Source organism: Micromonospora sp. NPDC005172 (genome assembly GCF_040608555.1).
Classification (GTDB): domain Bacteria; phylum Actinomycetota; class Actinomycetes; order Mycobacteriales; family Micromonosporaceae; genus Micromonospora.
The window spans coordinates 49,873-62,381 of the sequence record NZ_JBEXIL010000008.1 but is presented as its reverse complement, the minus strand read 5'-3'; the positions used below and the strand labels follow the sequence as shown (position 1 = coordinate 62,381).

The following is a 12,509-nucleotide window of genomic DNA, read 5'->3' as shown; positions in this document are numbered from 1 at the left end:
GTCAGCTCCGGGCCGACGCCGCGATCTCCAGGCGCTGGCGCAGCGGATGCCGCAGCGGCTTGCCGAGCGCGTTCTTGGGCAGGATGCGGACGAACTGGAGCCGGTCCGGCCAGAGCACCCGTGCGACGCCCTCGGCTTCCAGGTAGTCGTGCAGGCCGGCGAGCGTCGGGGTGTCGCCACCCCCGGGGATCACCACGGCGCAGACCAGGTCCGCCCCGGGTACGGCCGGGTCCGGGTAGCCGACCAGGACGGCCTCCACCACGTGCGGGTGCCGCTGCAACACCGCCTCGATGTCGAGTGTGGACACGCGCAGGCTGTTCGCCCGCGTGATGAGGTCGACCCGCCGCCCGGTGATCCGGATGCCGCCCCGGCCGTCGTCGCGGGCCAGGTCGCCGGTGTCGAACCAGCCGTCGTCGTCGAGCAGCGACTCGTACAGCTCGCGTTGGTTGAGGTAACCCAGGCACTGGGAGGCGCCCCGGGCGTACAGCCGGCCGGCGTCCTCGCCGGGGTCGGTGTCGATCCGCACCTGCATCCACGGCACCGGACGGCCGTCGCTGTGCGCCGCCCAGTCGTCCGGGTCGTCCAGCCGCGTCACGGTCACCGCCCCGTTCTCGGTCATCCCCCACAGCGCCCGCATCGGCACCCCGAACGCCTCCCGCACGTCGGCGATGAGCTGCGGCGCGATGGGCGCCGAACCGGAGACGATCTGGCGCAGGGTCGGCGTCTGCACGGGCGCGCGCCGTTGGGCGGCGAGCATGCCGATGACGAAGCCGGGCGCGGCGTACACGAAGGTGCCGCCGTGCCGGGCGATCAGCGCGACCATCAACGCCATGTCGTCGCCGGAGTCCATCACCACAGCGGTGCAGCCCAGATGGACGGGGAGGTAGACCGCGTGCGTGACCCCGGCCATGTGGGTGAGCACGCTGGGCAGCAGCACCACCTCGTCCGGGGCGAGGCCGAGTGGCTCCGCCGACGCGCGGACACACGCGTACATGGTGTTCTGGCTGTGCACGACGCCCTTCATCGGCCCGGTGGTGCCCGAGGTGTGCAGCACCAGGGCCGGCTCGTCGGGGCCGAGGGCGTCCGTCCCGTCGTCCGGGAGGCGCTCCTCCCACGGGGTGTCGACGAACACCTCCTGGAAGTCGATCGCGCCGACCCGGGCGGCGTCGCCGATCACCACCCGGTGCTCCAGCGTCGGCACGTCCAGCTCGGCGAGTCGGGTGGCGTAGTCGGTGCCGGCGAAGGTGTCCAGGGTGATGCAGACCCGGGCGCCGGTCGACTCCAGGACCTGGCGCAGCTCACGGGTGCTCAGCATCGGAAAGCCCGGCGAGCTGACCGCCCCGATCTGGTTGCAGGCCAGGTAGAGCGGGGTGAGCACCCACCGGTTCGGCAGGTAGATCATCACCACGTCGCCCCGACCCACCCCGAGTGACCGCAGCGCGCCGGCGAACCGGGCGACCATGGTGGCCAGCTCCGCGTACGTCAACGTGCGCGCGTGCTCGCCACCCTCGTACGTGATGATCGCCGGATGGTCCGGGCGCTCGCGCGCCGCCACGGCGAGGTCGTCGAGGAACGTCTCCGACCGCCACCAACCCGCCGCGACGTACTCCTCGGCCTGTTGCTTGTCGACAGGTGCCAATGAATCCCACATGTTCGGTCGCCTCCCGGCCATGCCCCGTCACGTCCACATGAGATGTGTCTGCGGGCGAAGCTACCACCCGGAACCGCCGCTGTCGCGTCCACGAAAATCGCGGTTACACACAGCAAACCCGCAGCTAGCGACCATCATCCAGTGACCTTGACAAATGATCAGACATGGACGACTCTCACCTGAGTCATAGATGCCTGTCGGGGTGCGCGGAAGCGTGGAGGTGTCATGAGGATCGGTGTTCTTGCCTGGGATCACGGCGAGGAGGACGACGACTCGCCGGTCATCGCCGAGCTGGGCCGCGAGCGCGGTCACGACACCTCGCTGTTCACCGTCGAGGAGATCGACGTCGCGGCGGCCCCGGGCGGTGGCCCGGAGGTCATGTTCAACGGTGAGCTGGGGCGCTCCTTCGACGCGGTCATCTCGCGGGCGCAACTGCACGGCGACTGGCGCGACCGGGTGGAGCGGCTGATGCTCGCCAGCAGCATCCCCGGTGTGACGATGTTCGACCCGGTCGAGGTGTGGCAGGCCGCCTACAGCAAGTTCCGGATGATGCAGGTGCTCGCCGACGCCGGCCTGCCCGTGCCACCCACCCGGGCCTGCCGGGTGCCCGCCGACATCGAGGCGGCGAGCCGGGAGTGGGGCACCGTCGTGGTGAAGCCGTCGTACGGACGGGCCGGCATCGACGTGGAGCGGATCACCAACGTCGCCGACGACCTGCCGCTGATCGAGAAGCTGCTGGCCCGCTACGGGGTCCTGGTGTGCCAGCCCTACTACCCCACCCAGTACGGCGAGTATCGGCTGACCGTCTCGGGCGACACGATGCCGATGAACATGGTGAAGTATCCGGCCGTCGGGCAGTGGAAGACCCGGACGCTGCTCGGGGCGAGCTTCGAGCGGGTGGACATCCCGCCGGAGCTGGCGGACATCTCGATCCGGGCGACCCGGGCGATGGGGATCACGCTGTCCGGCTTGGACATCCTGCCCACCGAGGACGGCTACGTGATCCTCGAGTGCAACGCCATCCCCGGCAATCTCAACATCCTCGGCAAGGAGTCCCAGCGGCTCGCCTTCGAGGCCATGTACGAGTGGGTGGAGGCCCGTACCCCCTGCTGAACTGCCCCGCGCGACGGACGGAGTGTCGATGCAGCATGCCCTGGCCGACTACGACCTGACCGAGCACGGCCCGGGCGAGCAGTTCGCCCGCGCGGTGCTCGCCGCCGAGGGCGGCGACGTCGACGTGCCGATCGCCGCGTCCCTGCCCACCCTGTTTCCGCTGGCCAAGCACCGACCGCGCTACACGGTGCGGCACCTGCTCAAAAGCGCGACGGTGACCGAGGAGCCGGTCAGCTACGTCAGCGAGGCTCCGACTCCGGGCACCCCGGAGATCGCCGGTACCAGCTACCAGGCCAGTCCGGAGGCGACCTTCGTGCCCCGCTTGGTCGAGACGAAGCTGACCGAGGTGACCGCCGCCGTGGCCGTCCCGCCGGAGCTGATGCGCGACCCGACGCTGCTGGCCGGTTTCGTGGACTACCGGGTGCTGGTGCGGCTGGGCACCATCGAGAACGAGGTGCTGCTGCACGGCAGCGCCGACGGGGTGATCCCCGGTCTGGTCGGCCTGCCGGGGGCCCGGCGGAGGGCCGCGCCCGGCGAGCTGACCGCCGAGGTGATCACCGCCGCGGGCGAGGTCGAGGAGATGGGCGGGTCGTGCGACGCGATCGTCGCCCACCCCAACCGCTACTGGGACCTGCTGGGGAGCGGGATGCTGGCCCGGCTCGGCGAAGTCGGCATCCGGGTCAGCCGGACCAGGATGATCGCGCCGGACCAGGTGCTGCTGGGTGACTTCCGGGCGGCGGTCACGCTGCTGGAGTCCGGCACGTCGCAGCTCACCCTGCGCCGGGGCGTCGGCCCGGACGGCGCCGACGTGATCACCGCGGGCCTGCGACTCGGCCTGGCCGTGCACCTGCCGCAGCACTTCCTGCTGCTGGACCTGCGGTGAAGGTGGTCTACCTGACCGGCTGGAACCGCAGCGGCTCGACGGTGCTGGGCAACCTGCTCGGTGAGCTGCCCGGGGTCGTGCACGTCGGTGAGCTGTACTACCTGTGGCGCAACGGCGTCCTGGGCACCGGCACCAACACGTCCTGCGGCTGCGGCGAGACGCTCATCGGGTGTCCGCTGTGGAGCAGGGTCGTCGCCCGGGTCGCCGGGCCGGACCCGGCCGGCGAGGCTCGGCGCATCGTGGACGAGCAGCGGCGTCACGTCCGGGTCCGGCACACCGGCGTACGGCTGGCCGAGGTCGCGGGGCGGCGGCCCAGGCCGGCCGGGGTGACCGAGGTGGCCCGCCGCATGGTCGACACGTACCGGGTGGTGGCCGAGGAGGCCGGCGCCGAGGTGGTCGTCGACGGCTCGAAGTATCCCGCCGAGGCGGCCGTGCTGCTCGGCGACGCCGGGCTGGACCTGCGGGTGCTGCACCTGGTCCGCGACCCGCGCGCGGTCGCCCACTCGTTCGCCCGACCCAAGCAGTACCTGCCGCAGATGAGCGCGGCCCGCAGCACCGGCATGTGGACCGCGATGAACGTGGCCTCGGACCGGATCGGCCGCGCCGCCGGCGAGCGCTACCTGCGGCTGCGCTACGAGGATTTCGCGGCCGCGCCTCGCGAGGTGCTGAGCCGGGTGCTGCGCTGGGCCGACCTGCCCGGTGAGCCGCCCGTCGGGCCGGACGGGCGGGCCGTGCTGGGTGTCAACCACACGGTGACCGGCAACCCGGACCGGCTGCGTCGGGGGCCGACGACGATCCGACCCGACCTGGCGTGGCGGGACGCGTTGCCGGCGCGCGCCGCGGCGGTCGCCACCACGCTCGCCGTCCCGGTGCTGCGCCGGTACGGCTATCCGTTACGACCCTGAGGGAGTGGTTGGGTATGGATCTCGGCATCGCGGGACGGGTGGCGCTGGTCGCCGGCGCCAGCAGCGGCCTCGGCCGGGCGACGGCCCGTGCGCTCGCGGCCGAGGGCTGCGCCCTGTCGCTGGGAGCGCGCAACCCCGGGCGGCTCGCCGAGGCAGCGCGGGAGCTGCGGGCCGCCGGCGCTCCGGACGTGCTGACCCGGCCGGTGGACATCACCGACGAGCAGGGGGTGGCCAGCTGGGTCGCCGACACCGTGGCGCACTTCGGCGCGCTGCACATCGTGGTCGCCAACGGCGGTGAGGTGCCGGGAGGCCCGGTCGACAGCTTCGGGCTGGACGCGTACCGGCAGGCGCTGGACGCCGCGTTCCTGCCGCACGTCGGCCTGACGCTCGCGGCCCTGCCGCACCTGCGCGCGGCCGGCTGGGGCCGGGTCCTCATCGTCGCCTCGGAGACGGTCCGCCAGCCGATCCCGGAGTACGGGCTGTCCGCCGCGGCCCGGCCGGGCCTGCTGGGTTTCACCCGGGCCCTCGTGCAGGCGCTCGGGCCGGGTGACATCACTGTCAACGTGCTCGCGCCCGGCTACCACGACACCGAGGGCGTACGCGCCGACTACGGCTCAGCGGCCGACGCCCGGCTCGCGGAGATCGGCGCGGGCATCCCGCTGGGCCGGGTGGGTCGGGCCGGGGACTTCGGTGCGGTGGCTGCCTTCCTGGCCAGCGAGGCGGCCTCGTTCATCACCGGCACCTGCCTGCTGGTCGACGGCGGACGGACCCGCGGTCTCGGCTGACCCGTCCGGGGCGTACGCGTCCATGGCGTGCAACGACCGGCCGCGCAGCGCCACGGCCACCAGCAGCAGGTACGCGCCACCGAACGCGGCCAGGGTGGGAACCAGCCCGACCGCGCCGACGGACCAACCGGCGAGCAGCACGCTCAGCGGCGCCCCGCTGAGCGCGACGGCGCTGCCCAGCCCGAACACCCGACCCCGGGCCTCCTCCGGCACGTGTTCGAGGGTGACGGTGGTGAGCAGTGGGTTGAGCGGCCCGGCGGCCAGGCCCAGCAGCAGGCAGATGCCGATCATCACGGCCGGTGGCGGGGTGGTCGCCATGGACAGCCGCAGCGCGCCGATGACCACGAAGCAGCCCAACATGGTGCGTCGCCTGCTGGCCAGCAGGCGGCGGCTGGCCGGGGCGTACAGGAAGGTGCCGAGCACGGCCCCGCAGCCGGACGCGGCGATCAACCACCCCAGGTAGCGCCCGTCGCGCAGCACGTCGTGCGCGTAGACGGGCAGCAGCACCGGGGTGAACGCGGCGTCCAGCAGGTTGGTGACGAACACGAAGGCGGTCATCGCGGCGATCACCGGCATCCGTCGTACCAGTGTCGCGCCCTCGAGAAGTTGCCGCGCGAAGCTGGCGCGGCCGGTCGTCGGCGCGGCGGCCAGGGCGGGCACGCCGACGGTCACCAGCACGGCGGCGAGCAGCAGGCCGGCCGCGTCGACGTAGAGCCCGACGGCCGCGCCGAGGGCGGCGACCAGCAGCGCGGCGAGCGGCGCGCCGACCACCAGGCCGAGCCGGGGCGCGGCCTGGTACCACGAGTTCGCGGTCTCCAGGCGTACGCCGGCCGCGCTGGCCACCGGGCGGATCAGACTCACCCGGGCCGCGTTCGCCGGTGTGGCGACCAGGCTGCGGGCGAACAGCAGCGCCAGCAGGGCGGGCAGTGGCAGCCCGACGGTGGCGTCCAGCACCGGCACCGAGGCGGTGAGCAGCCCGGCGAGCGCGTCGGAGAGCACGCTGACGCGTCGGCCGCCGAGCCGGTCGATCCACACGCCGCCGACCGCGCCCGCGAAGATCAGCGGAAGGGTGCCGGCGAAGCCGGCGAGGCCGGTCGCCGCCGCGCTGTCCGTACGCGCCAGCACGTACAACGGCACGGTGACGATGGTGATCGCGTTGCCGAAGGACGACAGGTAGTGCGCGGTCAGCAGCGCCACCAGGCTCCGGCGTTCGCCCCCACCGCTCATCGCAGCGCCGTCACCGCCCGGTCCACCACGGCCGCGGCGGTCACCCCGGCGCGGTCCAGCAGGTACCGCTGGTCGCCGGCGACGGCCACGAACCCGTCCGGTACCGCCACCCGCAGCACCCGGACGGGCCGTCGTTCGGTCAGCGCCTCCGCGACGGCGGAGCCCAGCCCGCCGCTGGGCCAGTGCTCCTCCACCGTGACCACCACCGGCCGGCCCGTCGCCAGGACCGCCGCGTCGAGTGTCTCCACGTCGAGCGGACGGACGGTGTGCACGTTGAGCACCGTCGCTTCCACCCCGCGCCGGGCCAGTTCGTCGGCGGCGTCCAGCGCGGCGAGCACCGGGTACGGCCCGCAGGCGGCCAGCACCACGTCACCTCCGGTGCGCAGCGTCTGCACCCGGCCCAACCGCACCGGCGGCGCGTCCGGGCCGCCGGTCGCGGCGAGGGTGGCCGCCACGTCCGGCGTCGCGGCGCGGCCGAGCCGCAGGTAGACCGGGCCGGGCAGGTCCAACGACTGCCGGAACGACCGCGCACAGGCGTCCGCGTCGGCCGGCACCACCACCGTCATGTTCGGCAGCGTACGCATGATCGCCAGGTCTTCGAGGGCGTGATGGGTCGGTCCGAGGTGACCGGCGGCCAGCCCGCCGTGGGTCGCCACGATCCGCACCGGCAGGTCGTTGAGGGCGATGTCCACCTTCACCGCTTCCAGCGCGCGCGTGCTGGCGAAGGTGGCCATCGTGTTGACAAGCGGAATCCGCCCGCTGCGGGCCAGACCGGCGGCGACGCCCATCAGGTTCTGCTCGGCGATGCCGAGGTTGACGTAGCGGTCGGCCGCGGGGCCGAAGTCCACGCCGCTGAACAGCCCGGTGTCGCTGTCCAGGCAGACCAGCCGGGCGTCCGTGGCCATCAGCTCGACGAGCAGATCCCGGTAGACGTCCCGCCCCGCACGCGGCCCGGCCGCCGTGCTCACCGGACCCCCCGGCGTACGGCCCGCAGCGCCCGTCCGCGTTGGGTCTCCCCGAGCCGGGCGAAGTGACTGCGCACCTGTCCCTCCACGTAGGGCAGTCCCCGGCCCTTGACGGTCCGGGCGATGACGGCCACCGGTCGGCCCGAGCCGGACGCCGTCAGCGCCTCCCGCAGTGCGACAGGATCGTGCCCGTCCACCTCGCGGACCGTCCACCCGAACGCCCGCCACCGGTCCGCCAGCGGTTCGAGCGCGATCACGTCCTCGGTGCCGCTGCCCAGTTGCAGGCCGTTGCGGTCGATGACGGCGGTCAGCCGGTCGAGTCCGAGGCTGCTGGCTGCCATGGCCGCCTCCCAGACCGAGCCCTCCTGCAACTCCCCGTCACCGAGGACGACCACGCAGCGCCGGTCACTGCCGTCGAGGCGGGCGGCGAGCGCGTGCCCGACCCCGAGCGCGAGCCCGTGCCCGAGCGACCCGCTGGGCATCTCCACTCCGGGCACCCCCCGGTGCGGGTGGGCCAGGAACGGTCCGCCCGGCGCGGCGTACCCGTCGAGCCACTCCACCGGAAAGTAGCCCCGGGTGGCGAGCACCGCGTACAGCGCGATCCCACCATGGCCCTTGCTGAGCAGCAGCACGTCCCGCTCGGGCGCCTCCGGTCGGGTCGGGTCGACCCGCAGCACCTCGTGGTACAGGGTCACCAGGATCTCCACCAGCGACATCGACCCGCCCAGGTGACCACCGTCCGAGCTGGCGCACATCTGCACGATCAACTCCCGTACGCGTACCGCGACCGCCGCCAGCTCGGCGGTGACCGGTTGGTCGGGCAGCTCGGCCGGTTCGATCGGTTCGGCCACCGCGAGCGGCTCCCGGGACGTCACGTCAGGCCCCGCTCGGGGCGAGACCGAAGCCGTTGACCCGGTCGGTGGCCCGCGCTGGCGCGGGGGCGTCCAGCTCGCGCAGCGCGTGTCGCAGAACGGCGATGCCGCGCAGGTAGTCGGCCAGCACGATGTGCTCGTCGTCCGAGTGGTCGAGGCTGCTGTCCCCCGGGCCGTAGGTGGCCATCGGGACGTCCCACTGCTCGGCGAGCACATTCATGTCCGACGTGCCGGTCTTCACCTTCAGGGCGGGCCGGGCCCGCTGGGCACGGATACCCGCCGAGAGCGCCCGGACCACCGGGTTGCGGTGATCGACGCGGCAGGCGGCGACGCGGTTGACCACGGTCAGTTCCCCATCCGGCGTACGCTGCCGCAGCTCCCGCAACAGCCCGTCCACGTCGTACCCCGGTGGGGTGCGGACGCTCAGCTCCGCCTCCGCCTGGACCTGGTCGGCGCGCAGCGAGACGAGGGTCGCGCCGGGGCGGTCGAACGAGCCGTTGCCGCTGTCCGGCCCGAGCAGTTCCAGCAGCGTCGTCCAGCAGCGCACCGCCAACTCGGATGCCTTGGCGACGGGGTTGCTGGGGTGGGTGGCCGGCACCGACACCCGGTAACGCATGTCGAGTTTGCCCTTGTAGCCGAGCGTGATCGTCGACCAGCCGCTCGGTTCGCCCACCACCACCGCGTCCGGCCGGGGCAACCGCCGTCGGACCTCCCGCGAGCCACGCGAGGCGATCTCCTCCTCCACCGCGCCCACCACCACGATCCGGCCGCCGAAGTCCGCCGAGGCGGCGGCGCACACCATGGCCGCCAGCGGCCCCTTGGCGTCCACCGCGCCCCGGCCGTAGAGCCGGCCGTCCTGGGCGCGGACGACCGGCCCGCCGGGGACCGTGTCCAGGTGGCCGATCAGCAACACCACCGGGCCGTGACCCCGGCCGATCTCGCCCACCACGTTGCCGACCTGGTCGACGTACGCCGCGAAGCCCAGCTGCGCCATGGCGTCCACCAGGGACCGGGCGAGTGCCGCCTCGTGGTACGACGGCGAGGGCGTCTCGACCATGCGGCGCAGCAGTCCGGCCGCGAAGGTGTCGGTGACGGCGCCCGGCCGCGCCTGCGGCGTGCCGGGCTCCGGGGCGTCCTCAGGCATCTTCGCTCCTCACGGTGATCTCGGTGGCGACGCCGGCCAGCGCCGCCCGGACAGGGCCGGTGCGCCGGCCGTCGGCGACGAGCACCCGGCCGACCCCGCCGAGCAACGCCTCGCGGCCGGCGACGAGCTTCATCGCCATCCCTCGGCCGACACCGGGTGGCACGCCTGTCGTCGGCACGGCACAGCGGTCCAGCACCGACCCTTCGTTGTCCGGGTCGGCGAGTACCCCGGGCGCTCCGGTGAGCAGGACCAGCGTGCGGGCGTCCAGCGCGGCGGCCAGGGCGGCGGCGACGCGATCGGCGTCCACGTTGACCGGTCGACCGTCCTCGCCGAGCGCCGGCGGCGACACCACCGGCACCGTGCCGGCCGCGAGCAGCGTCCGGACCAGTTCGGCGCGTACGCCGACCAACCGGCCGCCGTGGTTGTCGCGCAGCACCATCCGACGGCCGTCGACGACCGCCCGGTGTACGGCGGCGCGCCGGGCCCGCAGCAGGCCGCCGTCCAGTCCGGTCAGGCCGACCGCGTCGACGCCGGCGCGGGCCAGCGCGGCGACCAGTCGGGGCTTGACCGCGCCCGCGAGGGCGAGCACGACGACCTCCAGGGTGGCCGGGTCGGTGTAGCGGGTGTCCATCCCGTCGTCGCTGACCATCCGCCGCTGCGGTACGCCCAACCGGTCGCCGAGCGCGGCGATGTCGGCGGACCCGCCGTGCACCAGCACCACCCGATGCCCGGCGCGGACCAGCTCGGCGACGTCGGCGCAGACCGCCGCCGCGTCCACTCCGGCGGTGCCGCCGCACTTGACCACCGTCACCTCGCCCGGCGGGGCCGTCGGGGTGTTCACGCCGGATGCAGGCCGGGGAACTCCAGCCCCAGCCGCTCGGGCCAGCCGTAGCGGACGTTGAGGCACTGCACCGCGTTGCCGGCACCCCCCTTGACGAGGTTGTCCAGCGCCGCGACGAGAAGCGCCCAGCCGCCGCCGGGGTCGACGGCGAACCCGACGTCGCAGAAGTTCGAGCCGGCCAGGATCTTCGGCTCCGGCAACCGGTACGTGCCGCGCCGCCCCGCGACCACCCGCACGAACGGCTCGTCACGGTAGGAGCGGCGGTAGACGGCCCGGGTGGCGACCTCGTCGACACCGTCGGCGAGCGGGACCCGGCACAGCACCTGGACTCCCCGGACCGCCTCGACCCCGGTCGCGGTCATCCGCGCCGGTACGCCCACCGCCTGGGCGATCTCCGCCTGGTGCCGGTGCGCGGTCGGTGCGAAGACCCGCATGGCGCCGCTGCGCTCGGCGTGCACGTTCGCCGACGACGGAGTACTACCGGAGCCGCTGGAGCCGGTCCGCCCGTCGACCGTCACCTCCCCCGCGCCCAGCAGGCCGGCGTCGGCGAGCGGGTGCAGGGCGAGGATCGCGGCGGTCGCCATGCAGCCCGGCACGCTGATCCGGTCCGCGTCGCGGAGCTGCTTGCGGTGCAGCTCGGGCAGCCCGGTGACGAACTCGGCGAGCAGGTCGGGCGCGGCGTGCGGGCCGCCGTAGTACGCGGCGAACACGGCGGGATCGCGCAGCCGGAAGTCCGCCGACAGGTCGACCACCGTGTCGGCCAGGTCGAGCAGGCCGCGCATCGCGCCCATCGCCAGTCCGTGCTCGGTGGCCAGCAGCAGCACGTCGTGCCGGCCCAGGTCCTCCGGGGCGGTGAAGGTCAGCTCGGTCAGGCCGCGCAGGTTGGGATGGGTGGAGCTGACCCGCCGACCGGCGAGCCGGCGGGAGGTGACGGTGGTCAGCTCCACCCTCGGATGCCCGAGCAGCAGGCGGACCAGCTCCCCGCCGATGTAACCGGCCCCGCCGACGACCGCCGCCCGGACCGGACCGGCCACGGCGGTCACGCGAGCCTCGCCAGGAGGTGGTCGACGATCCGACCGGCGACGTCGACAGCACCGTCGTACGCCTGCTCGAAGCCGGCGAACTCCACCCCGGAGTTGACCTCCAGGACGTACAGCCGACCGGTCTCGTCCTCGACCAGGTCGACGCCGGCGAGGTCCGCGCCGACCGCGGCGGCGGCCGTGGTGGCCAGCTCGACGATCCGGTCGGTGAGCGCGCACCGCTCGGTCCGGGCGCCACGGGCCACATTGGTACGCCAGTCCGCGCTGTAGCGGTACACCGCCCCGAGCACCTCACCGCCGACCACCACGACCCGGATGTCCCGGTCGGGTTTGCGGACGTACTCCTGCACGTAAACGATGTGCGCCTGCGGCCCGGGCAGCGCGGCCACGTACTCCAGGACCGTGCGGGCGAGGTCCGGGTCCGGCACCGTCGTGACCAGCCGACCCCACGACCCGACCAGCGGCTTGACGACGGCCGGGTAGCCGATCGCGGCCAACGCGGAGAGCGCCGCCTCCGGTGTGGCGGCGAGGGCGGTACGCGGGGTGGGCAGGCCGGCCGCGCGCAACGCGATGGACGTGTGCCACTTGTCGGCGCAGGTTTCGATGGCGGAGGCGGAGTTGACACCGATCACGCCCAGTCGCTCCAGGGCTCGGGCGGCGTAGCCGGCGCGGATCTGGCCGATCTCCCGGTTGAGCACCAGCCGCCACTCGGGCGCGCCGCCGTCCAGCGGCCACCAGGCCGTCCGGGTGTCGACGTGGGCCACCGCGACGCTGCGGCGTTCCAGCGCCTCCAGGATCCGCTTGTCGTCGACCCGCAACCGGGACGTGAGCACCGCAACCGAGGCGGGTTCACTCACCCCAGTCCTCTTCGACCTCGGGCGCCGGCGCGAGCGTCACCGGCTGGACCGTGACGACCTCCAGCTCGACCTGGCACTCTCCACACTCGACCAGTTCGCTGAGCCGGGGTGGCTGGGCGAACGTCACGTCGGCGGCGCACTCGGGGCAGGGGGCGATGGTCTGTTCCTGGACTGTCACGGGGGCTTCCGTTCCTTCGTGGGGGCCGGGTCCGCTCCGACCATAGGA

General features: G+C 73.7%; 12 protein-coding genes and 1 pseudogene. 4 read left to right on the top strand and 9 right to left on the bottom strand.

Annotated features, from left to right (window positions below; all coding sequences use genetic code 11):
- Position 1: 1 nt before the first annotated feature.
- Entirely contained in the window at positions 2-1,651 is a 1,650-nt protein-coding gene (locus tag ABZV06_RS07785) for an AMP-binding protein (protein ID WP_355619582.1), read from the bottom strand.
- Positions 1,652-1,876: 225 nt separating this feature from the next.
- Between ABZV06_RS07785 and ABZV06_RS07780 the strand changes: the two genes are divergently transcribed.
- Genes ABZV06_RS07780 through ABZV06_RS07765 form a run of 4 tightly spaced genes read left to right on the top strand, consistent with a single transcriptional unit; the run spans position 1,877 to position 5,337 of the window.
- Positions 1,877-2,764 (top strand): hypothetical protein, encoded by an 888-nt coding sequence (locus ABZV06_RS07780; RefSeq protein WP_355619579.1) that lies wholly within the window; start codon positions 1,877-1,879, stop codon positions 2,762-2,764.
- A 28-nt stretch (positions 2,765-2,792) separates the two neighbouring features.
- The gene (locus ABZV06_RS07775; RefSeq protein ID WP_355619576.1) at positions 2,793-3,647 is read left to right on the top strand and encodes a family 3 encapsulin nanocompartment shell protein; all 855 of its coding nucleotides are present in this window, start codon (positions 2,793-2,795) and stop codon (positions 3,645-3,647) included.
- Positions 3,644-4,552 carry a sulfotransferase gene (locus tag ABZV06_RS07770; protein WP_355619573.1) on the top strand — a complete coding sequence of 303 codons (909 nt, stop codon included), beginning with the start codon at positions 3,644-3,646 and terminating at the stop codon, positions 4,550-4,552. The genes ABZV06_RS07775 and ABZV06_RS07770 overlap by 4 nt, the downstream gene beginning before the upstream one ends.
- Before the next feature lie 14 nt (positions 4,553-4,566).
- Positions 4,567-5,337, top strand: coding sequence for an SDR family oxidoreductase (locus tag ABZV06_RS07765; RefSeq protein WP_355246283.1), 771 nt, complete (start codon positions 4,567-4,569; stop codon positions 5,335-5,337).
- A 51-nt stretch (positions 5,338-5,388) separates the two neighbouring features.
- Here ABZV06_RS07765 and ABZV06_RS07760 read toward each other — a convergent pair.
- The 8 genes and pseudogenes from ABZV06_RS07760 to lysW all read right to left on the bottom strand — a co-directional run.
- Positions 5,389-6,564, bottom strand: a pseudogene (locus ABZV06_RS07760) (MFS transporter); the annotation flags it as partial.
- A complete protein-coding gene (locus ABZV06_RS07755; RefSeq protein ID WP_355246280.1) occupies positions 6,561-7,532 on the bottom strand; it encodes a transketolase C-terminal domain-containing protein in 972 nt (323 codons plus the stop codon). The gene ABZV06_RS07755 and the pseudogene ABZV06_RS07760, both read right to left, overlap by 4 nt.
- A complete protein-coding gene (locus ABZV06_RS07750) occupies positions 7,529-8,404 on the bottom strand; it encodes a transketolase (RefSeq protein WP_355246277.1) in 876 nt (291 codons plus the stop codon). Before ABZV06_RS07750 ends, ABZV06_RS07755 begins: the two co-directional genes overlap by 4 nt.
- Position 8,405: 1 nt before the next feature.
- Positions 8,406-9,545 (bottom strand): [LysW]-lysine hydrolase, encoded by a 1,140-nt coding sequence (locus tag ABZV06_RS07745; RefSeq protein ID WP_355619571.1) that lies wholly within the window; start codon positions 9,543-9,545, stop codon positions 8,406-8,408.
- Positions 9,538-10,386, bottom strand: a complete 849-nt coding sequence (locus ABZV06_RS07740; protein WP_355246272.1) for a [LysW]-aminoadipate kinase — start codon at positions 10,384-10,386, stop codon at positions 9,538-9,540. The genes ABZV06_RS07745 and ABZV06_RS07740 overlap by 8 nt, the downstream gene beginning before the upstream one ends.
- Positions 10,383-11,429, bottom strand: coding sequence for an N-acetyl-gamma-glutamyl-phosphate reductase (argC, locus tag ABZV06_RS07735; protein WP_355619568.1), 1,047 nt, complete (start codon positions 11,427-11,429; stop codon positions 10,383-10,385). Before argC ends, ABZV06_RS07740 begins: the two co-directional genes overlap by 4 nt.
- Positions 11,426-12,283 carry a RimK family alpha-L-glutamate ligase gene (locus ABZV06_RS07730; RefSeq protein ID WP_355246266.1) on the bottom strand — a complete coding sequence of 286 codons (858 nt, stop codon included), beginning with the start codon at positions 12,281-12,283 and terminating at the stop codon, positions 11,426-11,428. Before ABZV06_RS07730 ends, argC begins: the two co-directional genes overlap by 4 nt.
- A complete protein-coding gene (gene lysW, locus ABZV06_RS07725; RefSeq protein ID WP_355246263.1) occupies positions 12,276-12,461 on the bottom strand; it encodes a lysine biosynthesis protein LysW in 186 nt (61 codons plus the stop codon). The genes ABZV06_RS07730 and lysW overlap by 8 nt, the downstream gene beginning before the upstream one ends.
- Positions 12,462-12,509 lie beyond the last annotated feature (48 nt).

Coding starts and splice junctions, on each gene's coding strand:
- ABZV06_RS07785 (WP_355619582.1), bottom strand. CDS start 1,651: ATGTGGGATTCATTGGCACCTGTCGACAAGCAACAGGCCGAGGAGTAC.
- ABZV06_RS07780 (WP_355619579.1), top strand. CDS start 1,877: ATGAGGATCGGTGTTCTTGCCTGGGATCACGGCGAGGAGGACGACGAC.
- ABZV06_RS07775 (WP_355619576.1), top strand. CDS start 2,793: ATGCAGCATGCCCTGGCCGACTACGACCTGACCGAGCACGGCCCGGGC.
- ABZV06_RS07765 (WP_355246283.1), top strand. CDS start 4,567: ATGGATCTCGGCATCGCGGGACGGGTGGCGCTGGTCGCCGGCGCCAGC.
- ABZV06_RS07745 (WP_355619571.1), bottom strand. CDS start 9,545: ATGCCTGAGGACGCCCCGGAGCCCGGCACGCCGCAGGCGCGGCCGGGC.